Genomic DNA, 23074 nt, shown 5'->3' with positions numbered 1-23074 from the left:
AGGGCCCAGAGGTTGAGTGACGGGTCGCCGAGCCAGTCGATGAGGTTGTCGTCGCCGGTACGGTGCAGCAGCGAGTTCACCAGGCCGAAGTTGGGCGAGTAGATGAGCTCCCAGATGATCCCGATGAGGGCGAGGGAGAGCATCACGGGCAGGAACAGGATGCTCTGGTAGATCCTGGAGCCGCGGATGCCCCGGTCGATGACGACGGCGAAGAGCATCCCGAGCGGCGTCGCGAAGCACACGAACACGAGCAGCCAGATGATGTTGTGCCGCACGGCCGGCCAGAAGTCGGGGTACGTGGTGAACGCCTGCTCGTAGTTGCGGACGCCGTTGAGGCAGCCGGGCTGCGGGATGCCGGGCACGGACGGCAGCGAGTCGCAGGACTGCAGCTGCACCCCGCCGACGCCGGTCCACTTCGTGAACGACAGCCCGACCGACGCCAGGGCCGGCCCCCAGATGAGGAACGCCTCCAGCAGCAGCGGGATGCCGAGCATGACCGCGACGACCGCGACGTCGCGGCGGGTGAGCAGGCGCCGGCGCTTCACTTGGTGAAGATCGTCTTGGCCTGGTCCTCGGCGCTCTTCAGGATGGAGGTGACCGTGCCCGGGCTCGGGTCGTCGATGAACGTCTGGATCAGCTTGATCATCGCGGTGGCCATGTCGGGGACCGTGTCGCGGTCCATGAACTGCGACACGTTCTTGCACTTGGCGATCTCCGCGACGGACTTCTTCTGGATCTCGTTGTAGGTCGGCGCGACCAGACCGTTGGCGAGCCCGACGTCCCAGTGGTCGTTCTGCAGGAAGCTGGTCTCCGCCTCGGGGGTGCCGATGTACTGCAGGACGACCTTCGCGGCGGCCGAGTTCCTGCCCTTCTTCGGCAGGATGAACCCGTCGGTCGGGGCGTCCATGTAGTACTGGCCGTGCTCGGGGTTGATCGCGGGGTAGGGGAAGAAGTCCAGGTCGGCGAGGTTCGCGGGGGAGTAGTTCGCGGCGACCTGGTTGGAGCCCTGGAACATCATGCCGGCCTGCTTGTTCTCCAGGGTCTTGGCCGCGTCCTGCCAGGTGCGCCCGTTGGCGCCGTTCTGCACGTACGGCATGAGCTGCCGCCACTGGTCGAACACCGCCGCGACCTTCGGATCGGTCCACGGCACCTCGTGCTTCATCAGCCGCATGTGGAAGTCGTAGCCGTTGATGCGCAGGTTGAGGATGTCGAACGTGCCCAGCGCCGGCCAGCCGTCCTTCTCCGCGAACGCGATCGGCACGAGGCCGTCGGTCTTCATCTTCTGGCACAGCGCGATGAACGCGTCCCAGGTCGTGGGGACCTGGTAGCCCTTCGCGGCGAAGACGCTCTTGTTGTAGAAGACGACCCACGGGTAGTTGTACAGCGGCACCAGGTAGTAGTGCCCGTCGATGCCTTTCGACAGGCTGCGCGCCGCGTCGTTGAACGTGCCGCCGATCTTCTCCCACACGTCGTCGATCGGCGTGAGCAGGCCCTGCGCGGCGAAGAACTGCAGCCGGTAGCCGGCGAACCAGGTGGCCAGGGAGTCCGGCGTGCCCTGCAGGTAGCTGCTGATGTTGTTCTGGAACGTGTTGTGGTCGGTGGTGTTGACCGTGATCGGCACCTTCGTCGCCGACGTCGCGGCCGCACACAGCGCCGCGAACGCCTGCTTGGTGGCGTCGTCGGAGTAGTTGGACCCGAACGTGATCGGGTCGGTGGGGGCGCCGGAGTCGGGCGCCTTGCCGTCGTCGTCATCGCCGCAGGCGGCGAGGAACGTGGGCGCTCCGAGGAGCGCGGACGCGGCGGCGAGGCCTTTGAGCGCGGAGCGGCGGGACAACCGGGCGTCCGTCATGTTCGCCTCCTGGCGGATTCGGCGAAAAGGCAACAGGTTCCAACGCGGATGCTCATAAGCCATCACAGCAAAGCCCGTCGATGTGACAGTTGTCAAGCATTGACCATCATCGCGATCTCCCGGCCCGCACCCAGAGCCTCGCCGAGGACCCGGTCGTCATGGGCTGAGTACGTGTACCTGCCGGCACCTGAGTAGCGGCACGCTGCCGTACAGGAGCGACAGGCGGGACAGTGTCGCCATGAGCTCCTATCGAGGTGCCAGCATGGCCAGGTGGTGGGCGACGGTCGTGGTCGGTGCCGCGGCCGCGCTGCTGTTCGCCTGGCTCGGCAAGGTCGCCGGCGTGTCCCTGCGGACCCTGCTCACCGTCGGCGCCGGGCTCGCCGCGCTCATGTGGACGGTCGTGCTCGTCACCTGGCCGTGGAACCTGTACTTCGACGCCCGGCACGTCACCGCCGAGCACGAGGTCTCCCGCGCCCGGGGCATCGCCGTCCCGCCGGCCCGCGACGACGAGGCGCGGCGGATCGCGCGGTGGATGCTGCGCTTCGCGATCGGCGGGCACCTCGCCACCGCCGCCGTCACCGCGGTCTTCGCGGCCGTGTCCGGCGAGCTGACCGGCTACTACCTCGCCGGGTTCTACCTGCTGTCCACGCTCGTGCGGCCGGCCGCCGCGTACTTCGGCCACCTCCGCGACCGGATCACGTCGCTGCGCCGGGAGAGCACCCACCCCCGCGACGACGTCGTCACGCTCAACGCCGACGTGGAGTCGCTCAAGGAGGCCGTGGAGCGGGTGCAGCGAGAGCTCGACGAGGCCCGGACGGCCACCGCCGACGACCTGGCCAGGCTGCACAAGCAGGCGGGCGCCGACCTGACCCGCCTGGAGGACGCGCAGGCCGCCGACCGGGCCGCCGCCCGCGACCGCGACGAGGCGCTCAAGGCCCGCATCGACCAGATGGCCCGCCGCGTCGAGGGCACCCTCGACGGCATCAGCGACCACCAGGAACTACTGACGGGCATCCGCGCCCTGGTGCGGATGATCAGGACGGATCCGGCGTAGCCCCGTCCTGCCACGCGCGGAAGACGGCCGGCAGCCCCGGGTGACCGGCGTCGGCCAGGTGCACCAGCTTGTGCCTGGTCATCGCCATCCCGAGCCGGACACCGTCGTGCAGGCCGGCGCCGCCGGCCAGCGCCGCGACGAGCCCGGCGGCGTAGACGTCCCCGGCGCCGGTCGCGTCGACGACCCGCTCCACCGGCACCGGGTGCTGCGGATGGAAGCGGGCCCGCAGCAGCGGCCCCGACCGCGTGAACGTCGTGACGCCGGCGGGGCGCTTGACGTGCACGAAGCGCCCGGGCCGGCCGACCCGCAGGATCCGGTCCGCGGCCCACGTCTCGTCGCCGGTCGTGCCGAGGGCCTGCAGCTCCCGCTCGTTGAGCAGGACGTGGTCGGCCAGGGTGGCGAGGGCAGTGACCGGCGCCGACCCGCTCGCCGCCCACACGTGCCCCGGGTCGAACGACAGCACCGTCTCCGGGCTGCGCTCCCGCACCGCGGCGAGGACGTCGGCGAGCACCACCGGCGTCAGCTGGTCCAGGAACGACGTCACGTGCACGATCCTGGCCGCCGACAGGTACTCCACCACCGCCTCGAACTCGACCTCCAGGTGCGCGGCCATGCGGTCGTTGGCGCCGGGGTGGACCAGCAGCGTCCGCTCACCGTCCTCGACCAGCGACAGGCACACGCCGCTGAGCTCGCGCGGCTCGTCACGCAGCATCCCCGTGTCGACGCCGAGCGCGCGCAGCCGCCCCGTGAGCGGGGTGCCCGGCACCGGCAGCCGGCCGGCGACACCGACGTAGCCGAGCCGGAGCCCGGCATCGATGTGCGCCAGCGCGTTGATCGTGTTGTACGCGGACCCGCCGACGGCGACCCGGACCGCCGCGCCCTGCACCGTGCGCATGGCGGCGTCGACCGTCGCCGCGCCGACCCTGCCCTCCGCGCCCCAGGCGACGGAGCCGCGCAGCAGCGCCTTCGCGGCGGGTGACACCGGGGCGATCGAGTCGAGGTTGAGGGCCCCGACCCCGACGACGTCGAACCTGAACCCCACCTGACTCCTCAGCCGGCCACAGTCTGATGCTCCCCGACCCCGACTGCGACCCCGGTCGGCGACGCGGCGTCGAACGCCGCCTCCACGGTAACCCGCTCCATCTCCGCGGCGAGCGCCTGGATGTCGGCGGGGGACAGCCGGTGCGTGTCGGCGCAGATCGAGACGTCCACCGCGCCGGGCGCGGCATCGACGCTGATGTTGAGCTCGGCGTCCAGCACGTCGACCTTCCGGTTCCACCAGCTCGTCGACAGCGGCATCGCGTCGGCCAGCTGACCCGGGGTCGCCAGGTCGTCCGCGGGCGGCGGCGCGCCGTCGCGGGTGCGGCGGTCGTTCACGATGATCGAGAAGTCGACGTCGCCGCGGTCCGCGCGGACCCGCTCCAGCATCGCCGTCAACGCGAGCGGGTCGAAGTGGCCGTGCATGTACGCGTTCGTCGCCGCCGTCCACGCCCGCCCGACCACCTCGTCGAACGTCGCGCCGGCCACGTCGACCGCGCAGATGCTCAGCTGGGCGAGTTGGCTCACCGAGTCGGCGCAGCCGGGGCGGAAGCGGTTGCTCACCACCAGCTGCGCGACGCTCGGGTTACGGCCCGTGAGTCTGGCCAGGGCGACCGAGTAGGCGGCGAGGACCACGTAGCCGACCCCGGCGCCGGTGCGGTGCGCGACCAGCTGCATCGCCAGGTGCATCGCCGGCGAGCGGTGGGTGAGCTCCCAGTACCGCGGCTCCCGCGGGTCGTCGGAGACGCCGAACCGCCGCGCCGGGATCGCCCGCAGGATCTGCTCCCAGTGCCGCAGCGACTTGTCGCTCTGCCGCCGCCCGGACGCCGTCGCCTGCTTCGCCGCCATCTCCAGCGGCGTCAGCCCGGGCAGCGGCGCCGCCGTCGTGCCGGTCGCCGGGTCGAGGTGCGCCATGTCCCGCACGATCGCGTCGATGCCGAAGCCGTCCACGGCGACGTGGCAGTACAGCACGACGACATGCGTCACCGAACCGTCGCGGCACACGACGCCCATCCGCACGGGCCACTCGGCCTCGTAGTCGAACGGCGCCGCCTCGTACCGCAGCCGCAACGCCTCGGCGACGGCCTCCGGCTCCTCGTCGGTGCTGACGACGTCGATGACGTCGATGACGTCCAAGGGCACCTCGCCGGACTCCGACACGACCTGCCGGACCGGGTCGCCGAACCGCAGCCTGGTCCGCAGCGCCTGGTGACGGCTCACCAGATAGCGCAGCAGGGTCTGCATGGACTCCACCGGCGTCCCCGGCGGCATCGCCACGGTCCCGCCGATGTTCATGCTCAGCCCGGTGTCCCGCATGGTCTGCCAGATCCCCAGCTGCGCCCAGGTCAGGTCGGCCTCCCCGGCCCCCTCACCGTGAAACGGCACGAGGATGCGACGTGTGCTACTGCCCATTCGCCATTTCCCTTTCTCGGACCGCCCAGGGAAATTCTCTGCACGCATCCGAAGAAGTCAATGGCCCGGGTGGTCAGGGGGTGATGGAGCCCCGGCGGGCGGCACGCGAGCGGCGCACGCCCAGGACGCCGACCACGATCAGGAGGACGCCGAACACGCCGACACCCGCGACGATCATCGTCAGGTCGTGCAGCGTCAGGTTGGACATGAACGAGGACATGGCGCCAAGTGTGCCAGTTCGCCGGCCGCCGCGATGCCCCGGATGATCATGCGGAGCGAGCGCCGGCCGGCCCGCGGCCACCCGGGCCGGCCGTCTCGCTTCCGGTGAGCTTGTGCGATCGCATGCTTCGCTTCCGGTAACACCAGTCTCAGTGGAACCGTCCGGCACGAGGCGCGAACCGCCGCAGCACCACCCGATCGATGATTTTTAGGGCACCTTGATGGCGGCCACCGTGGTCGTCAGGCCTGCGGTGAGCCGGTCGAGCTCCGCGGCGAGCTCCTTCGCGCGCAGCACGGTCGCGTGCGCCTCCCTGCGCTTGCCGGCGACGACGGTCATCGTGTCGGCGATCTCGGCGGCGCCGCCGGCGGCCCGGCCGATGCCGCCCGACATGCCCGCGGTGGTGCTGCTCTGCTGCTCGACCGCGCGGGCGATCGTGGTCTGGAAGCCGCTGACCCGACCGATGACGTCGGTGATCCGGCCGATCGCCTGCACGGCGCCGGTGGTGTCGGCCTGCAGCGCGGCGATGCGGCGGGTGATGTCCTCGGTCGCGGTGGCCGTCTCCTGCGCCAGGTCCTTGACCTCGCTGGCGACGACGGCGAAGCCCTTGCCCATGGCGCCCGCGCGGGCCGACTCGATCGTGGCGTTCAGCGCGAGCAGGTTCGTCTGCTCCGCGATCGACGTGATGACCTTGATCACGGCGCCGATCTCCGACGAGGAGTCGCCGAGCCGGGTCATCGTCCTGCCGGTGGCGTCGGTGACCCGGACGGCGTCGGCGGCCACGGTCGCGGCCTCGCCGCTGCTGCGGGAGATCTCGCCGATGCTGGCGTCCAGCTGCCGCGCGCCGTCGGCGACGCCGGTGACCTGGGTGTGCACGTGCTGCGCCGCCTCCAGGACGCGTTGCGACGCGGCGATGGACCGCTCGGCCGAGGTGAGCATCTCCTCGACGATCCCGCCGAGCTGCCGGCCGGCGGCGCCGAGCGCGGCGGCCGACGCGGCGACGTCGCGGACCGTGCCGGCGACCCGGTCGAGCGTGCCGTTCACGGCGGCGGCCAGCGGCGAGGCGCCGTCCGGCACGCGCCCGGTGAGGTCGCCGGCGGCGGCCCTGCGCAGCACCCGCAGCGCCTCGTCCCCGCCGCCCGCACCGCGGCGGCCCGCGAGGAAGCCGACCGCGACGCCGGCCAGGACGCCGCCCAACACGATCAGAAACGTGGACATGATGCCCTCCCGGTCCTCCCATCGGCCGGGAACGTGAGGAAACCAGAGGTTCCGGTGATGGACTTCCCGCATCGATGAGGCAGGATGACCCCGATGGGTGAGCTGCTGCTGGGGGGTCGCTATCACCTCGAGGAGCTGCTCGGCTCGGGCGGCATGTCGGTGGTGTGGCGGGCCCGTGACGAGGTCCTGCACCGCGCGGTCGCGGTCAAGGTGCTGCACCTGAACGACGACCGGCAGGACGGCCGGATCCGTGCGGAGGCGCGCGCCGCCGCCGCGCTGTCGCACCCCAACCTCGCCCAGGTGCACGACTTCGGCGAGGACGGCTTCCCGTTCCTGGTCATGGAGCTGGTCGAGGGCCGGACCCTCCAGCAGCACATGGACGACGGCCCGATGCCGCCGGCGGAGGTGTTCCGGATCTGCGCGGGCGTCGCCGCCGGGCTCGCCGCCGCGCACGAGGCCGGGCTCGTCCACCAGGACGTCAAGCCGGCGAACATCATGGTCACCCCCGCCGGCGCGAAGCTCGTCGACTTCGGCCTCGCCACGCCCGCCGGCTCGCGGCTGCCCGACGACGTCCTCGGCACGCCCGCGTACCTGGCCCCGGAGCGGCTGACCGGGCAGGTCGCGCCGCCGTCGGACGTCTACGCGCTCGGGGTGCTGCTCTACCGGCTCCTGTCCGGTGAGCTGCCGTGGACGGCGGAGACGACCACCCAGCTGATCCGCGACCACGTCTTCACGCCGCCGCTGCCGCTGCCGCCGCTGCCCGGGGTGCCCGACGCCGTCACCAGGCTGTGCATGGCGAGCCTGGCGAAGGACCCGGCCGGCCGCCCCTCCGCTTCCGCCGCCGCCGGTGTACTGGCAGCGGCCGCCACCACCGGGACGACACCGACCGGCGCGGTGGCCGTCCCCGCACCGGCCGTGGCCACCACCACCACCGGCGATGCCGGGTCCGACCGCGGGGGGCGGGGGCGCCGGTTCGCCCTCGCCGCCCTCGTCCTGCTCGTCGCCGCTGCCTTCCCGTGGATCCTGGCCGCGCTGGACGGCGCCAACCGGCGCGACACCGCCGGCGCGGCCACCAGCGGCCCCGCGCATCCCGATGCCCAGCGCGGCACGCTGCCAGGTGGCGCCGGGCCGGGCGGCACGGCGTCGACCGGCGCGACCGGTTCGCAGGGCCCTGGGCCGGGCCTGCCCCCGCAGCCGTGGGGCGGCACGCCCGCGACCACGCCGGCCGGGCCCACGACGCCCACGGGACCCACGACGCCCACCGGGGGCACGACGCCGCCGCGCACCGCCGGGCCGACGCCGCAGGGGACCGCGCCGGTCGCGTTCACCACCGAGGCCGGCACCGTCCAGGCCGCGTGCGCCGGCGGCGGACGGGTCCGGATCGTGACCGTGACGGTGACCAAGCCGTACAAGACGGAGACCCGCCAGGACGGTCCGGCCGCGACCGCGTTCGTCGAGCTGCGCCACGGCAACGACCTTCTCCGGATGACGTTCACCTGCCCGTCCGGCGAACCTGTCATGAATGTGACGCGTAGCACCCGCTGATTCGCGCTGCGTGTACTTCTCCCTATGAATTGTCGCTGATCAATGGTCGGCTGGACTGATGACCAGACCTTCCACGCACGCGGTGATCCTCGGCGCCAGCATCGCCGGGCTCCTCGCCGCCCGCGCGTTGAGCGACACCTTCGGCACCGTGACCGTCATCGACCGCGACGACCTCACCGGCACCGGCCCCCGCAAGGGCGTCCCGCAGGGCCGGCACGCGCACATGCTCTTCGCCAAGGGCCGCGAGGTCCTCGAGGACCTGTTCCCCGGCCTCACCGGCGAGCTCGTCGCCGCCGGCGCGCTCACCGTCGACGTCCAGGCGGGCTTCGCCTGGCACAACGGCCCGAACCCGATGGCCCGCGCCGCCTCCGACCTCGTCGTCCTGGCCGTCAGCCGGCCGGCCCTGGAGGACTACCTGCGGGCCCGCGTCGGCAAGCTCCCCAACGTCGCCCTCCGCGGCGGCCTCGAAGCCACCGGCCTGCTCCACGACCCGGACACGGGCGGTGGCACCGTCACCGGCGCACGGGTCGTCCCCGCCGGCGCCGGGCCGGGCGGCGCGGCCGCCATCGTCATCGAGGAGCTGCGGGCCGACCTGGTCGTCGACGCCACCGGCCGGGGCAACCGGGGCACCACCTGGCTCGGCGAGCTCGGCTACGCGCCGCCGGAGCAGGACAGCGTCATGGCAGGCGTCGTGTACGCCACCCGCGAGTACGAGCGCCGCCCCCTCGCCAGCGGCATGCTCGGCGTGCTGACCGGGGTGACGCCGGAGTACCCGTACGGCGCGGCGCTGCTGCCGATGGAGGGCGACCGCTGGATCCTGACCCTCGCCGGGCTCGGCGACGACCTCCCACCCACCGACGAGGCCGGCTTCGCCGCCTACGCGACCCGCCTGCCGATCGGCGACCTCGCCGAGGTGGTGCACGGCGCCCGGCCGCTCGGGCCGGCGCGGCCGTTCCGGGTCCCGGCGAGCGTGCGCCGGCGGTACGAGCGGATCCCCCGCCACCCGGAGGGCTTCCTCGCCTTCGGCGACGCCATCTGCGCCTTCAACCCGATCTACGGCCAGGGCATGACCGTCGCCGCGCTCGAGGCCCTGGAGCTGCGGGCCGCGGTCGCCGGCGGGCTCGACGGCCTGCCCCGGCGCTTCTACGCCAGGGCGTCGAAGGTGATCGACACGCCGTGGGACATGGCCGTCGGCGGCGACCTCGCGTTCCCGTCCGTGCCCGGCAGGCGCACTGCGAAGATCCGGTTCTTCAACTGGTACATCGCGAAACTGCTACGCGCGGCGGAGACCTCGCCGGAGGTGGCGGTCGCCTTCCACCGCACGGTGAACCTGACCGCGCCGCCGGAGCGCCTCTTCGCCCCGGCGATCCTGCGGCGGGTCTTCCTCGGCCGGCCCTGAGGCCGGCGCCGGTGCTGGCGATGACGCCTCGCTGGCCCTGACGCCTCGCTGGCGTTGACGGCGGCGCGGACGGTTGACGTTGGCGTCGACGGTGGTGCTGGCGTTCATGGCGGCGGTGGCGCCGTCAGCCGAGCGCGCGGATGGTCCGGTCGCCGACGACCAGGAGGCGGCCGGAGGCGAGCATGAGCTCGGCGGACGTGTCGTCGTAGGCGGCGAGCCGCAGCCGCCGCACCACGGCGCCGTCCGTGGCGCGCAGCACGACGATCTCCGTGAACTCCGACGACGGCGTGAAGTTGCCGTGCTTCACCGCGGCGTACACGTGCCCGGCGCCGCTGACCAGCGCGGCGTGCAGCGCGTTGTACTGGTAGCCCGGCAGCGCCAGGGGAGTGGCCCAGGCGGCGGCGCCCGAGGTCGGGTCGTAGCGGCGGACGGTGCCGGTGAGGCCGTAGCCGAACAGGGCGCCGTCGCCGGCGGACAGGCCGTCGACCCACTCGTCGCCGGCGGCGGTGCCGCGGCACCAGCGGACGGCGCCGGTCGCCGGGGCGAGCGAGCACAGCGCCTCGGGGCCGGCGCCGGAGGCGAGCAGCGACCCGCGGTGCCCGACGAGCGAGAACCCGGGCCGCATGCGGGTCCAGAGCCGGAGCCCGGTCTTCAGGTTGAACGCGAACAGCAGGCTCGCCCCGCCGCTGCCGTCGCCCGTGCCGCGGACCGGGCCGTAGGCGCCCTGCACGACGACGTCGCCCACCACCGCCGGCGCGCCGGCCGCGTCGCCGTCCACCGCGCCCGACCAGGCCAGGGTGCCGTTGCGGACGCGGTACGCGCGGAGATGGAACCCGGTGCACAGCTCGCGGCACTTCGGTCCGCTGGTGACCAGGACGTGCCCGCCCGCGACGGTGAAGGGCAGGATCGCCCCGTCGTCGGGCAGCGGCACCTCCCACCGTTTCGCCCCGTCGCGGGTGTACGACGCGAGCCGGCTACGCGTGCCGTCGGCCTCGAGGCTGCGCATGAACAGGGCGCCGTCGACGTCGGCGAGCTGCAGCGGGCGGCGGCCGGCGAGCCGGCCCAGGACGGTGACGGCGCCGGAGCGCACGTCGACGCGGCGCAGCGCGCCCTTGCCGTAGGCGACGGTGACCTTGCCGCCGGCGACGGCCGCGCCGCCGACGGTGTCGTCGCCGCCGGCCTGCCGCTGCCACACCTGCCGCCGCACGTCGAGGCCGCCGGTGCCGCTCTGGTAGTTGTCGTTGGCGGCGCCGCCGCCGTGCTGCGGCCAGTTGCCCGGGGTCGCCGCCACCGCGGGGTCCGCGAGCAGCGCGCCGGCGACACACACGGCGACGACCGCCGCCATCCTGCTGATCATGGAGTCAGCGAACCAGCGGCAGGTTGCAGGACGGTGAGAACGGTCGCAGTCCACCCGCCCGTGTGCCCGCGGGCGTCACGGCGTGCGATAGTCGGAGGGTGGCGGCGCGGTAGGCGCGCTGTCCCGGACGAGTCACGTCGTACCCGGCCCGACAAGACGACGTGGTGCCCGGGAGTGTGCCATGCTCGTCCAGATCCTCGGTTCCCTGTGCGTCCTGCTGCCCTTCGTGCTGGTCCAGCTCGGCGTGTGGACGTCCACGTCGCGCCGGTACGTGTGGCTCAACCTCATCGGCTCCACCGCCCTCGCCGTCGAGGCCGCCCTGGGGCACGACTGGGGGTTCCTGCTCCTGGAGGGCGTCTGGGCGCTTGTCTCCCTGCGCTCCCTCTTCACGTCCCGCTCCGGTCGCACCGCCGCGCCGGCTCAGGACGCCAGCCGCACCTGACGCGTCGTGCAACCTTCGGCGGCGGTGCGTCCGTCGTACGGGGGACGAGGAGGCGCCGCATGCGACAGCCGGACCAGGAGGACTTCCGTGCGTTCGTCACCGCCCGCATGGACCGGTGGCGGCGCACGGCGTTCCTGCTCTGCCAGGACTGGCACGGCGCCGACGACCTCGTCTCGATCATGCTGGGCAAGCTGTACCGCAGCTGGCACCGGGTCGCGTCCGCCGACAACCCGGACGCGTACGCGCAGCGGATGCTGACCCGCACCTGGCTCGACGAGTGCCGCCGCCCGTGGACCCGGGAGCAGCCGCAGGACGTGCTGCCCGACCGCGGCTGGGACCCACCCGACGGGTTCACCGAACGCGAACGCCTCGGCCGCCTCCTCGCCACCCTCGGCGAGGGCCAGCGCGCGGTCCTCGTCCTGCGGTTCTACCTCGACCACTCCGTCGAACAGACCGCCGAGCTGCTCGGCATCGCCCCCGGCACGGTGAAGAGCCAGTCGGCGCGGGCGCTGCAGGCCCTGCGCGACCTGGCCGCCTCGGGGACGGGGGACCAGCGATGACCCACCAGCTCTTCGACGACTTCATCGGCACGCCGCCGCCCACCTCCGTCGACCTGGACCGCATCATCGCGACGGAGGAGCGGGCGTCGGCGCGGCGCAGGGCGTACACCATCGGCGGCGTGCTCGTGCTGAGCCTGGCCGCCGTCCTCGGTGCCGCCGTGCTGCGTCCCTCCGCGCCCCCGCCGGTGCCGGGCGCCGCGCCGCGCGACCGCACCCCCGCCGAGTGGTCGGCGTGGATCGACCGCGAGGTGCACGCGCTCGTGCCGGACCTGCGGTGGCGCTCCCTTCCGGGCGCGACCGGCCCCGCCGGCGCGCCGCGCCTCGAGATCTCCGGTGGCGGCGACGGGGGTGCCGCCACCGGCTTCATCATCGACGGCCACCCCGGCGTGCTGGAGATCACCGTGACCGCAGGCTCGGCCGCGGACCCGCCGGTGACGGCCAAGGTCCTGTGCGCCGGCGGGCCCGACTGCACCACCAGCAGCTCGGGCACCGACGCCACCTGCGTCGTCCACGCCATCGTGGACCGCCCGGAGCCCGACGGCTTCGCCAAGGTCGCGCAGATCCGCTGCGCCGTCCCCGACCACGGTCCCCGCGTGACGATGCTGGTGTCCAGCGCGCCCGCGGCGTCCCCGAAGGACCTGCCGCTCCCGCCGGATCAGCTCGTCCCGCTCGCCGCCCACCTCGCCGTGGAACTGGCCCCCTGATGCGCCGACTCGCGACGCGACCGTCCGTGGCGGGCCACACTCGGATGAGTGACGACGATCGGCCCCGACCCGGCCGCACCGCAGGCGCGCCCCGCCAACCCGGCGCAGTCGCCCCGCCCGGCGCCGGCCACAGCTCCGGCTCCCGCGTCTGGCCCGGCTCCCGCGTCTGGCCCGGCTTCCGCGTCTGGCCCGGCGTCCGCTTCTGGGCCGGCTTCCGCGTCCGGCCCGGCGGCGGTGTCCGGGCAGACGGTGCGGGCCGCGGATGGTCCGTTGGCCGGCGCGTTCCTGACGATGCCGGCGTTGCGCCTGCTGCTCGCGGAGACCCTCCGGCCGGGTGCCCTGTCGGCGGTGGTGGACGAGCTGATCGCCCACCTGCAGCGTCTACCTGCCCGTCCAAGGGTGGGCGCTACTCCGGCAACACCCGGCCAGGCTCCCGCACCCTCGCCCCATCCCGCGCCGTCTCCGCTTCCCGCGCTGCCGTTGTGGGACGCCATCCGTCCAAGCATCGTCGCGGGGCGATGGCCCTCGGTCCCGGGAGGACCCGGGCCACCGTCACCACCCGGAGCCCCGCCACAGCCCGGCCTTCCTCCACAACCGCCCGGCCCAGGCCCGCAACCGCCCGCACCTCCTCCGCAACAGCCCAGCCCTGCCGCACAACCGCCCGGTCTTCCCCCGCAATCACCTGATGCTCCTGCGCAACCGCCCGGTGAACCCGCGCAACAGCCTGGTCGTCCCGCTCAATCGCCTGGTGCGCCCGCTCATTCGCCTGGTCCTGCGGCGCAGTCGCCTGACGCTCGTGTGCAACCGCCTGGTGCTTCTCAGCAGCAGGCCGGTTCTCCTGTGCAACCGCCTGGGGCTCCCGCGCAGCCGACGGGTGCTTCTCCGCAACAGCCTGGTGCTGTTGCACAACTTCCTGGTGCGTTGCCGCAACAACCTGGTTCTCCTGCACGGCAGCCTGGTGCCGCCCCGCCGGCTGGGGGTGTGCCGCTGCCGTTGTTGCAGGAGGGGGCGCCGGCGTTGCCCGGGGGTGTGCCGCCTCCCTCGTCGCACACGGCCGCGCCACCCGTGACCGGAGGTGGGCGGCAGCCGCTCGAGGACCTTCGGGCGTTGCTGCCGGGTGAGCCGGCGGCGCAGCGGGAGGTGTTGCGGGAAGCGGTCGGGTGGCTGGTGGAGCACGTCGACCAGCCGCAGGTCCTCGCGGCCCGGTGTGCGGAGCTCGGGCCGGTCGTGGCGCAGCTCGGGGTGGTGCCGCAGCGGCTGGACAACCTGGCGGTGCTGTTCGTGGACATGTTGCGGGCCAACCCGCCCGGGGTGCCGGTCCGGCGGGACCAGGAAGAAGCGTGGGCGACGACCGGCAGGCTCGTGGCGCGGTGGCTCGCGGACGGGGCGGCCGCCGCCGCGCACGAGCCGGTGTCGTGGAGCGCGCCGGTGCTCGCGCACGAGCGGCGCGGGCAGGTCGGGGCGGAGCTGCGGGTGCGGACGTACCTGCCGTATCCGTGCCTGCCCGGGCAGCTCGCGGTCGTCGAGTCGGCGCTGCTGCCGGGGCGCTGGCGGCACTGCTGGGCCGTGCCCGACCCGGCCGCGGGCAACGTCGTCGAGCTGCACGTCGTCCCGCACGGCATCGATCCGGTCGGGGCGGCGCTCGTCGAGCGGACCGCGGCCGGTGACGTGTTGCGGTTGCGGCCGGTGTACGGGCAGCCCGCCGCCGACCCGATGTCGGCCCGGCCGCTGCTCGTCGTCGCCGGGCGGGACGCGGTGGCGCCGGTGCGGGCGCTGCTGGGGATGCTGCGCGCGACGGGGGATCCGCGGGCGGTGACGGTGTTCTGGCCGGCGGCGGTGGAGCGGGACCTGTACCGCCTGGCCGACGTCGCCGCCGAGGGCACCGTCGTGATCCGCGGCCGGTTCCCCGCGGGGCACGACGAGGACTGGACCGGCCACGACGCGTTCGTCGCCGACGAGCCGGCGGCCGTCGCGCAGGTGCGGGCCCGGGTCGTGGCCGCCGGTGTGCCCGAGGACCACGTCCGGGTCGCCGCCGGGTGAGCCGGCATCACCCGAACGGGTGACACGGGCGGGCGTGCGATGGGCCGTTCGTGCGCGTCGTAGCGTACGAACGGCCCAAAAATGCGAGTTTTGTCAGATTGCTGGCAACGTCATGATCGTCGTTTAGCTTCGGGTCATCTGCCCTACTTCGTGGAGGTGAGATGGGAATCCGGAAGGGTGTCGCCGTCGCCGTGGCGGCGGGTGTCGTCGCGGCCGGAGCCGCCGTCCATGCCGGGCCGGCGTTCGCGGCCGACTACGGCGTGGTCCGCGGCGTGGTCGCCTTGACCAACAGTGCACGTGCCCGGGCGGGCTGCGGCCCGGTCACGTTGAGCCCGCGGCTGAGCTACGCCGCGTGGCTGCACTCGAGGGACATGGCCGACCGCGGCTACTTCTCCCACGGGTCGCCCCGCGGTAGCGGCCCGGGAAGCAGAGTGGCGTCCGCGGGCTACCGGTGGTCGTCGTACGGCGAGAACATCGCCTGGGGCCAGCGCAGCGCGCGCGAGGTCATGAACGACTGGATGAACAGCCCCGGTCACCGGGCCAACATCCTCAACTGCCGGTTCCGCAACGTCGGGGTCGCGGTCGCGTACGACGGACGCGGCGTGCCCTACTGGACCCAGGACTTCGCCAGTCCGCGCTGAGGGTGGGACGAGCGTTCCCGCGGGCACGACGACCGCCCGCGGGAACCTCGCCGGCCGGCGTCCACGGACAGTCGGCGGAGCGGGTCGGGTGGCGACGAGCGCGCCGGGCGGCGGAGCGCGTCGCGGATCAGAAAAAAGTAGCCGGCCCGCATCCGGAACACATGCGGCAGCAACTCGGCGCGGTCGACCTCAAGGGGCCGCGCACGGAGCCCGGATCGCCTCCACGCGGGTGATCGAATCGAGGTGCGCGAGGTGTCGCGCGCCGATTGTGATCTCGTCCCCGTCGTATTTCGCGATCATTTCAAGCAGGCGCGCCGACCGGGGCGGGGGAGCCGGCGTTCTCCGTGGGAATAGGAATACGCACTTTCCTCCAAACGCCGCCGAATCGTCGTTGAGAAAGCGATGAGAAAACCATAACAGTCGATCTTGTTTTGGTGGACCGGCAGAATTGGCGCGGGCCGCAAGATTCAGGGCGGGGGCGGCGGGCCGCGGGAGATCTTGCGGCATTCAGCCAGTTCACAGCCAGGGTTCACCACGTGTTGCCCGGGTGGGCTGGACAGATCGGGCGCCGGACCGCCTAATGGAATGCACCCCGCCGGACCCGCAGCCCGGTGGTCGCCGGAGCACCCGGGACAACCCTGCCCCACCCCCGCCGTTCATCCAGCCGTCGCCGCTCATCCGGCATTCGCCGAACCGGCAGCAGCGCCCGCACGGCTCGTAGAACCGCAGTACAACCGAAACCGCCGCCGCACGCGTCACTCAAGTCAACCGCAACACCACCCTGGGTAGCACGCACCCTTGAACGGGAGGCCGCCGTGAACGACATCCTCACCGAGGCAACCGCCGCCGCCTACGTGGCCGCCGCCGGGTTCCGGGTCGGTCCTGTCGGACGCGTCGGCGTCGAGCTCGAGTACTGCGTGCGCGACCTGAGTGAGCCGATGCACCGGCCCGATCCGGAACGCCTCCTCAACCTGCTCGCCCACCTCGGCAACCCGCTGCCCGGCGGCAGCGGCGTCACGATCGAGCCCGGCGGGCAGCTGGAGCTGTCCTCCGCCGTCGGCGCGTCGATGGCCGACTGCGTCGCCGCGCTCGCCGCCGACCTCGCCCTCGTCCGCGCCGCCCTCGCCGGCCACGGCCTCGTCCTGGACGGCACCGGCCTCGACGACGTGCGGGCGCCGCTGCTCGTCACCGACCACCCGCGGTATGTCGCGCTCGCCGAATACCACGAGCGGTCGGGCCCGAAGGGGCTCGCGGTCATGTGCAACTCCGCTTCGATCCAGGTCTGCCTGGACGCCGGCACCGACGACCCCGACGACTGGGGCCACTACCGGCGCCGGTGGTGGCTCGCCGACGCGATCGGCCCGGTGGTCATGGCCGCGTTCGCGAACTCGCCGCACCGCTCGAAGTCCGGCCGGCGCTGGGTGTCGCACAGGCAGGGGCTGCGCTTCGGCACCGACGCCAGCCGCACCCGCGCGCCGCGCCGCGCCGACGACCCGCGCGCCGCCTGGTCCCGGTACGCCCTCGCCGCCAACGTCGCCATGGTCGCCGGCCCCGGCCGCTGGCACGTGCCGGCCGGGCTGACGATGCGCGCCTGGCTGCGCGGCCACGGCCCCCGGCCCGTCACGCTCGACGACCTCGAGCGGCACCTCGGCACTCTCGTCCCGCCGGTGCGCCCCCGCGGCTACCTGGAGCTGCGGATGATCGACCAGCAGCCCGGCGACGGCTGGGTCGTGCCGGTCGCGGTCGTCACCGCCCTGCTCGACGACCCGCAGGGCGCCGAGGCGGCCGCCGCCGCGGCCGAGCCGCTGCGCTCCCCGCTGCGCCGGCATCGCGACTGGGTCGGCGCAGCCCGCGAAGGCCTCGCCGACCCGGCGCTCGCCGCCGCCGCCCTGACCTGTTTCACCGTCGCGGGTGAAGTCCTGCGCCGGCAGGGCGCCCCGCTCACCGTGCGGGACGCGGTCGCCGAGTTCACCGACCGGTATGTGGCACGCGGATCCTGCCCGGGCGAGGACCGCCGAGAGCAGCGCCGCAAGGTCCGGGTCGGCGCCGGCGGATGAGCCGCTGGCAGCGCCGGGAAGGGTCCGGCCCCCCGCCCGCGGACGCACTGCGGGCGGGTGGCGGAGGTCCGGACCGGCGCGGGCGGATGAGGCCCCGGCATGGGCGGACGAGACGGTGGCGCGGCACCCCGGGTGTGGTATCAACGGGGTGACGATCCCCAGCGCCCACGCGCGCGACCACACCGAGGAGCCGGACCAGTGCGGGACATCGCCGTGTTCAGTGGCAGCGCCCATCCGGAGCTGGCGGAGGAGATCTGCACCCATCTCGAGGTGCCGCTGCAGCCCGTGCGGGTCGACCGGTTCGCCAACGACTGCCTCGAGGTGCAGCTGCAGGCCAACTGCCGGGAGCGGGACGTGTTCCTGATCCAGCCGCTGGTCCCGCCCGTCCAGGAGCACCTCGTCGAGCTGCTGCTGATGCTCGACGCCGCCCGCGGCGCCTCCGCCGCGCGCACGACCGTGGTCATGTCGCACTACGCCTACGCCCGCTCCGACAAGAAGGACGAGCCGCGCATCTCCATCGGCGGCCGGCTCGTCGCGGACCTGCTCAGCGCCGCGGGCGCGTCCCGGGTGCTGACGCTGACCCTGCACTCGCCGCAGGTGCACGGGTTCTTCAGCGTGCCCGTCGACCACCTGCACGCGCTGCGCGAGCTCGCCACCCACTTCCGCGGCCTCGACCTCACCAACAGCGTGGTGGTCTCGCCCGACCTCGGCAACGCGAAGGTGGCATCCGCGTTCGCGCGGTTGCTGGGTGTACCGGTGGCCGCCGGCGCCAAGCAGCGCTTCAGCGACGACCGGGTGGTGATCAGCGCCGTCATCGGCGACATCGAAGGCAAGGACGTCATCGTCCTGGACGACGAGATCGCCCGCGGCAGCACCGTCATCGAGCTGATCGACCGGCTCCGCGAGCGCGGCGTCGCCAGCATCCGCGTCGCCTGCACGCACGGCCTCTTCACCGACGGCGCCCTCGACCGGCTCGCCGCCCAGCCCGACGTGCTCGAGATCGTCTGCACCAACAGCGTCCCCATCCCGAAGGGGAAGTGGGTGCCGAAACTGCGGGTGCTGTCGATCGCGCCCGCGATGGCCGAGGCGATGCGCCGCATCCATAACGGCGAGTCCGTCAGCTCGCTGTTCCACTGACCTCCACATGCGCATGGAACAGCCTTTCCTTGGGGTGCTCGGGCCGATGCGGGGCCTGATCGGCGGGCGGCCCGTCGACCTCGGCGGCCCCCGCCAGCGGGCCGTCCTCGCCCGGCTCGTCGTCGCCGGCGGGCACGTCGTGCCGACCGACCGGTTCATCGACGACCTGTGGCAGGGCGTGCCGCCGCCGAAGGCGCTCGCCGCGCTCCAGGTGTACGTGTCGAACCTGCGCCGGGTCCTGGAGCCCGGCCGCCCGCCGCGCACCCCCGCGACCGTGCTCGTGACGGCGGCGCCCGGGTATGCGCTGCACCTGCCCGCGGACGCCGTCGACGCGTGGCGGTTCGAGGCGCTGCTGCGGGAGGGCACCACGGTCGCGGGCGCCGACCCCGGGCGGGCCGACGGGCTGCTGCGGGATGCGCTCGCCGCGTGGGAGGGTCCGGCGTACGCGGAGTTCGCCGACGAGTCGTGGGCCGTCCCGGAGGCCGGGCGCCTGGAGGAGCTGCGGCTGGTCTGCGTGGAGGTCGGCGGGCGGGTCGCGGTGCGGCTCGGCCGGGCGGCGCTGGCCGTGCCGTCGCTGGAGCGGCACGTGTCGGCGCATCCGCTGCGGGAGGAGGCGGTGCACCTGCTCGCGTCGGCGCTGTACGCGGCCGGCCGGCAGGGGGACGCGCTCGCCGTGCTGCGGTCCGCCCGGGACCGGCTGGCGGCGGAGCTGGGGGTCGATCCGGGACCGGCGCTGCGGGCGCTCGAGGCGGACGTCCTCGCGCACGCCCCGCACCTCGACGCCGCTCCGCGCGAACAGGCGGGTGGCACGGCTTCACCCGGGCAGGCGGGCGGCTTGGCCGGGGAACTGTCGCCGGCCGGGGCGGGTGCGTCGGGCACGGGCGCCGCAGCACCGGACTCGCCGAGGCGGGAGGCGCCGCTGGGACCTTCTCCGTCCGGGCCGTCATCTCAAGCGCATCCGTCTGAGGGGTTACGCCGTACATCTGCCGAAAACGCGGACAGAGGAACGTTCGGCCGGTCGGAGGAGCTGGCCACACTCGACCACGTCGCCGGGGAGGTCCTGCGGGACGGGCTGCGGGTCGTGTGGGTCGGCGGGGAGGCAGGAGCGGGGAAGACGACGCTGCTGCGGATGTTCGCGGCGCGGCTCGGCTCCGGCTGGAAGGTCGCGTGGGGCCGGTGCCCCGAGGTCGACGGGGCGCCGCCCGCCTGGGCGTGGAGCGAGGTGCTGGGCGCGCTGCCCGCGGACCGTCCCGACGCACGGCTGGCCCCGCTGCTGGGCACCGGGGGCGGCGGCGGGCAGTTCGCGCTCGCGCAGGCCGTCGGGGAGCACCTCGCCGGGTTCGGGCCGCTGCTCGTCGTGCTCGACGACGTCCACCGGGCCGACGGCGAGACGCTGCAGGTGCTGCGGCACGTGGCGGTCGCGTTCGCCGACCGGCCGCTGCTGCTGGTCGCCACCCACCGGCCCGGCGAGGCCCGGCCCGACCTCGACCCGGTGCGGGCCGCGCTCGCCGGGCACCGGGCCGTCGACGTCGACCTCGGCGGGCTCGACGCCTCGGCCGGCGCGGCGCTCCTGCAGCACCTCGGCGTGCCGTCCGACGCGGTCGACGACGTCGTCGCGCGCACCGGCGGCAACCCACTGTTCCTCACCGAGACCGCCCGGCTCGTCTCCGCCGAGGGCGCCGACAGCGCGGTCCGCGCCATCCCGTCCGGCATCGGGCACGTCCTGCGGCGGCGCCTCGCCCGGCTTCCCGCGCCCGCGCAGACCGTGCTGCGGCACGCCGCGGTCCTCGGCCGGGACGTCGACATCGACCTGCTCGTCGCCGCCGACGGCGCGGGTGAGGACGCCGTCCTCGACGGTCTGGAGGCCGGCGTCGTGTCGGGGCTGCTGGAAGAGCCGGCGGCGGGGCGGGTCCGGTTCACGCACGCGCTGCTGCGCGACGTCCTCTACGACGACATGCCGCTGCTGCGGCGGCGCCGCCTGCACGCCCGGGTGCTCGACGTGCTCTCGGCCGCCGCGGAGCCGGACGTCGCCGCGCTTGGGCACCACGCCCTGGCCGCCGCCACCCCCGCCACCGCCGCCGTCGCGGCCGGGCACGCCGCGGCCGCCGCCCGGCAGGCCGCCGGGCTGTACGCGCACCGGGAGGCCGCCGGGCTGTTCCGCGGCGCGCTGGACGCCGGTCCGCTGCCGCCGGTGCTGCGCCACGACCTGCTGTGCGGGCTCACGTCGGCGCTCGCCAACGCCGGTGACGTCACCGCCGCCCGGGCCGCCCGAGCCGAGGCCATCGCCGCCGCCGCGCTCGCCGGCGTGCCGTCCGTGGCGGCGCTGACCGCGTACGACGCCCCGGTCGCCTGGACGATTCGCGCCGACCGCACCATCGACACCGCGCTCGTCGCGCAGCTCGAAGCTGCACTGCTTGCCGGTGCTGCGGTGCCGGGCGGTTCCGCGCCGGCGGGCGGTTCTTCGGTGCCGGCTGGTTCTGCGCCGGCTGACGCGGCGGTGCGGTGCCGGTTGCTCGTCGCGCTGGTGTACGAGCTGGAGGGCGACGACCTGGAGCGGTGCGACGCGGCCAGCGCCGAGGCCCTCGCCCTCGCCGGCGACGACCCGCTGCTGCGCTGCCACGCGCTCAACGCCCGCTACTTCGCGGTGCTCAACCCCGCCCGCCGGCACGAGCTCCCCGCCGTCGGCGCCGAGCTGCTCGAGGTCGCGACCGCCGCGGGGCTGGTGCAGTTCCAGGCGCAGGCGCACCACGTGCTGTTCCAGGCCGCCCTCGAACGCAACGACCTCGGCGCCGCCCAGGACCACGTCGACCGCGTCGTCCGGCACGCGACCGCCGGCCAGCTCGGCGTGGCGCTGTCGGTGATGGCGCTGTTCGCCGCGGTGCGCGCCCTCTTCGCCGGCGACCACGCCACCGCCGTGCGCCTCTACACGGACCTCACCGCCCGCATCGCCCGGGCCGGCCAGCCGAACGCCGCTCTCGTCGGCGTCGCGGGCGTCTTCTTCGTGCACCTCGCCGCCGGCACGACAGGAGAGCTCCTGCCGATGCTGCAGCCTGTGTACGACCGGCTGCCCGACGCCGTGAACGACCTCATGGTCCGCGCCCTGATCGACGCCGGCCGCGCCGACGAGGCCCGGGCCATCTGGTCGCCCGACACGGCGCCGGTCCGGGAGGACTACTACTGGCTCGCGTGGAACGGGCTGCGCGCCCTGAACGCCGCCGCCCTGCGCTCCGTGCCGCACGCCCGGGCGCTGTACGCGGACCTGCTGCCGTGGGCGGGCCAGTTCGTGGGGCTGGCGAGCGGCTCCCTGTCCGGCCCGCCGGTCGACCTGGTCCTCGCCGCCCTGGCCGACGTCCTGGGCGACGCCGCCGCGGCCGCCGGGCACCGTGCGGCCGGCCACGCGCTCGCCGCCGCGACCGGCGCGCTCCCGTGGTGCCCACCGGCGCCGGGCGCGTCGCCGTGATGTCCTCGCTGGCGTCGGGCGCGTTCCCGTGACGTCCGCCGGCGCCGGGCGTCTTCCGTGATGTCCGTCTTCGTCAGGCGCTGAAGATCACGGCCTCGCGGCGGGCGAAGCCGCGGCGGGTCGCGGCGAGCAGCACGCGGAGCACCGGCCCCGCCATGCGCTTGAGCTCCGCGAGCTCGGCCGGGGTGGCGTACCGCTCGATGCGCGGCAGCTCGAACCCCATCTTGCCGCCCTTGCGCACCGCGGCCTCCACCTTGTTCCAGTCGGCGTCGGACACGTACCGATGGATCACCGGGAACAAAGTCCGCTCCTCGTCCTCGATGTGCTCGTCCAGCATGTCCCGCAGCACGCCCAGCGCCCCCGCGAGCCGCTCCGCCGCGTCCCTGTCCCCGGGCGTGACGGCAAGGGCCCTGGCGTCCCGCCGGATCGCGTCGAGCAGCGGGTCGAGCTGCCGGTGGTCCTCGGTGAGCTCCCGCAGGTCGACCTCCGCCCCGGCGCTGGCCTCGAGGACGGGCCACAACACGTCGTCCTCCGCCTGGTGATGGTGGTGGATCCCGTCGCACAGTGTCTCCAGGTACCCGGCGATCGCCTTGGCCCGCGCGGGCGTGTTCGCCGTCCCGCCGTCCGCCACGTCCCGCAACAACGCCGCGAACCGGCGCGCGTCCCCACGCATCGACCGGTGGTTCACAGTGATCCCGACAAGATTCGGCATGATCCGCTCCTCAGCTCAAGTGCTTCCGGCCTTCAGCACACCGCCTCCCACTTGGCCGCCACTTAACGTCTGGTTACCGCCGGGGGCCAGCCACCCACCCCCGCTGGTTGGCGCGTCTCGTCACCCGGGCCTCGACCGGCCCTGCCCCTCGCCGCCGCCATCCCTCACGCCCGGCAGCCGTCCTTCTCTCGTGCCTGGCGGGTTGTCCTCGTCTCGTGCCTGGCGGGTTGT

General features: G+C 74.1%; 19 protein-coding genes and 1 riboswitch. Of the genes, 11 read left to right on the top strand and 8 right to left on the bottom strand.

Going from position 1 to position 23074, the window contains the following annotated elements; translation table 11 throughout:
• Both ABZ321_RS53610 and ABZ321_RS53605 read right to left on the bottom strand, forming a co-directional pair.
• Positions 1-545: sugar ABC transporter permease (locus ABZ321_RS53610; RefSeq protein WP_354904122.1), on the bottom strand; the 545-nt coding region annotated here is incomplete at its 3' end.
• Positions 542-1849, bottom strand: coding sequence for an ABC transporter substrate-binding protein (locus ABZ321_RS53605; protein ID WP_354904120.1), 1308 nt, complete (start codon positions 1847-1849; stop codon positions 542-544). The genes ABZ321_RS53610 and ABZ321_RS53605, both read right to left, overlap by 4 nt.
• 238 nt (positions 1850-2087) lie before the next feature.
• Here ABZ321_RS53605 and ABZ321_RS53600 point away from each other — a divergent pair, with 238 nt between their 5' ends.
• Positions 2088-2903 carry a hypothetical protein gene (locus ABZ321_RS53600; RefSeq protein ID WP_354904119.1) on the top strand — a complete coding sequence of 272 codons (816 nt, stop codon included), beginning with the start codon at positions 2088-2090 and terminating at the stop codon, positions 2901-2903.
• Here ABZ321_RS53600 and ABZ321_RS53595 read toward each other — a convergent pair.
• From ABZ321_RS53595 to ABZ321_RS53580, 4 genes are all read right to left on the bottom strand, one after another.
• Positions 2884-3945: a carbohydrate kinase family protein gene (locus tag ABZ321_RS53595; protein ID WP_354904117.1), complete on the bottom strand. Its 1062-nt coding sequence runs from the start codon at positions 3943-3945 to the stop codon at positions 2884-2886. The two genes, ABZ321_RS53600 and ABZ321_RS53595, sit on opposite strands and share 20 nt — an antisense overlap.
• A gap of 8 nt (positions 3946-3953) precedes the next feature.
• On the bottom strand, positions 3954-5354 hold the full coding sequence (locus ABZ321_RS53590) for a condensation domain-containing protein (protein ID WP_354904116.1): 1401 nt from the start codon (positions 5352-5354) through the stop codon (positions 3954-3956).
• A 73-nt stretch (positions 5355-5427) separates the two neighbouring features.
• Positions 5428-5574: a hypothetical protein gene (locus ABZ321_RS53585; RefSeq protein ID WP_344499072.1), complete on the bottom strand. Its 147-nt coding sequence runs from the start codon at positions 5572-5574 to the stop codon at positions 5428-5430.
• 207 nt (positions 5575-5781) lie between these two features.
• A complete protein-coding gene (locus tag ABZ321_RS53580; protein WP_354904114.1) occupies positions 5782-6789 on the bottom strand; it encodes a methyl-accepting chemotaxis protein in 1008 nt (335 codons plus the stop codon).
• 93 nt (positions 6790-6882) lie between these two features.
• On the opposite strand from ABZ321_RS53580, the gene ABZ321_RS53575 reads away from it, so the two are divergent.
• Together ABZ321_RS53575 and ABZ321_RS53570 are read left to right on the top strand one after the other, a co-directional pair.
• Positions 6883-8334: a serine/threonine-protein kinase gene (locus ABZ321_RS53575; RefSeq protein ID WP_354904112.1), complete on the top strand. Its 1452-nt coding sequence runs from the start codon at positions 6883-6885 to the stop codon at positions 8332-8334.
• A gap of 58 nt (positions 8335-8392) precedes the next feature.
• Entirely contained in the window at positions 8393-9733 is a 1341-nt protein-coding gene (locus ABZ321_RS53570) for a squalene monooxygenase (protein WP_354904110.1), read from the top strand.
• 124 nt (positions 9734-9857) lie between these two features.
• Here ABZ321_RS53570 and ABZ321_RS53565 read toward each other — a convergent pair whose 3' ends face one another.
• The gene (locus ABZ321_RS53565; protein ID WP_354904109.1) at positions 9858-11090 is read right to left on the bottom strand and encodes a PQQ-binding-like beta-propeller repeat protein; all 1233 of its coding nucleotides are present in this window, start codon (positions 11088-11090) and stop codon (positions 9858-9860) included.
• Between the two features lie 99 nt (positions 11091-11189).
• A riboswitch (guanidine-III (ykkC-III) riboswitch) is annotated at positions 11190-11256 on the top strand.
• Positions 11257-11271: 15 nt separating this feature from the next.
• Between ABZ321_RS53565 and ABZ321_RS53560 the strand changes: the two genes are divergently transcribed.
• The 8 genes from ABZ321_RS53560 to ABZ321_RS53525 all read left to right on the top strand — a co-directional run bounded on the left by ABZ321_RS53560 (position 11272) and on the right by ABZ321_RS53525 (position 22131).
• Positions 11272-11532 carry a hypothetical protein gene (locus ABZ321_RS53560; RefSeq protein WP_354904108.1) on the top strand — a complete coding sequence of 87 codons (261 nt, stop codon included), beginning with the start codon at positions 11272-11274 and terminating at the stop codon, positions 11530-11532.
• A gap of 59 nt (positions 11533-11591) precedes the next feature.
• Positions 11592-12092: a SigE family RNA polymerase sigma factor gene (locus ABZ321_RS53555; protein WP_344499086.1), complete on the top strand. Its 501-nt coding sequence runs from the start codon at positions 11592-11594 to the stop codon at positions 12090-12092.
• Positions 12089-12796 (top strand): hypothetical protein, encoded by a 708-nt coding sequence (locus ABZ321_RS53550; RefSeq protein ID WP_354904107.1) that lies wholly within the window; start codon positions 12089-12091, stop codon positions 12794-12796. Before ABZ321_RS53555 ends, ABZ321_RS53550 begins: the two co-directional genes overlap by 4 nt.
• Positions 12797-13903: 1107 nt before the next feature.
• Positions 13904-14836: a hypothetical protein gene (locus tag ABZ321_RS53545; RefSeq protein ID WP_354904106.1), complete on the top strand. Its 933-nt coding sequence runs from the start codon at positions 13904-13906 to the stop codon at positions 14834-14836.
• Positions 14837-14997: 161 nt separating this feature from the next.
• Positions 14998-15477, top strand: a complete 480-nt coding sequence (locus ABZ321_RS53540; protein ID WP_354904105.1) for a CAP domain-containing protein — start codon at positions 14998-15000, stop codon at positions 15475-15477.
• A gap of 815 nt (positions 15478-16292) precedes the next feature.
• Positions 16293-17534, top strand: a complete 1242-nt coding sequence (locus ABZ321_RS53535) for a glutamate-cysteine ligase family protein (protein ID WP_354904103.1) — start codon at positions 16293-16295, stop codon at positions 17532-17534.
• A 198-nt stretch (positions 17535-17732) separates the two neighbouring features.
• Positions 17733-18671: a ribose-phosphate pyrophosphokinase gene (locus tag ABZ321_RS53530; protein WP_344499096.1), complete on the top strand. Its 939-nt coding sequence runs from the start codon at positions 17733-17735 to the stop codon at positions 18669-18671.
• A gap of 46 nt (positions 18672-18717) precedes the next feature.
• Positions 18718-22131 carry a BTAD domain-containing putative transcriptional regulator gene (locus ABZ321_RS53525; protein ID WP_354904102.1) on the top strand — a complete coding sequence of 1138 codons (3414 nt, stop codon included), beginning with the start codon at positions 18718-18720 and terminating at the stop codon, positions 22129-22131.
• Between the two features lie 73 nt (positions 22132-22204).
• Here ABZ321_RS53525 and ABZ321_RS53520 read toward each other — a convergent pair whose 3' ends face one another.
• Positions 22205-22843: a hemerythrin domain-containing protein gene (locus ABZ321_RS53520; protein WP_354904100.1), complete on the bottom strand. Its 639-nt coding sequence runs from the start codon at positions 22841-22843 to the stop codon at positions 22205-22207.
• Between the last annotated feature and the right edge of the window lie 231 nt (positions 22844-23074).

This window comes from Dactylosporangium sp. NPDC006015 (assembly GCF_040614215.1).
GTDB classification, from domain to species: domain Bacteria; phylum Actinomycetota; class Actinomycetes; order Mycobacteriales; family Micromonosporaceae; genus Dactylosporangium; species Dactylosporangium maewongense.
The sequence above is the reverse complement of the archived record's forward strand: the minus strand, read 5'-3'. Positions and strand labels throughout refer to the sequence as shown.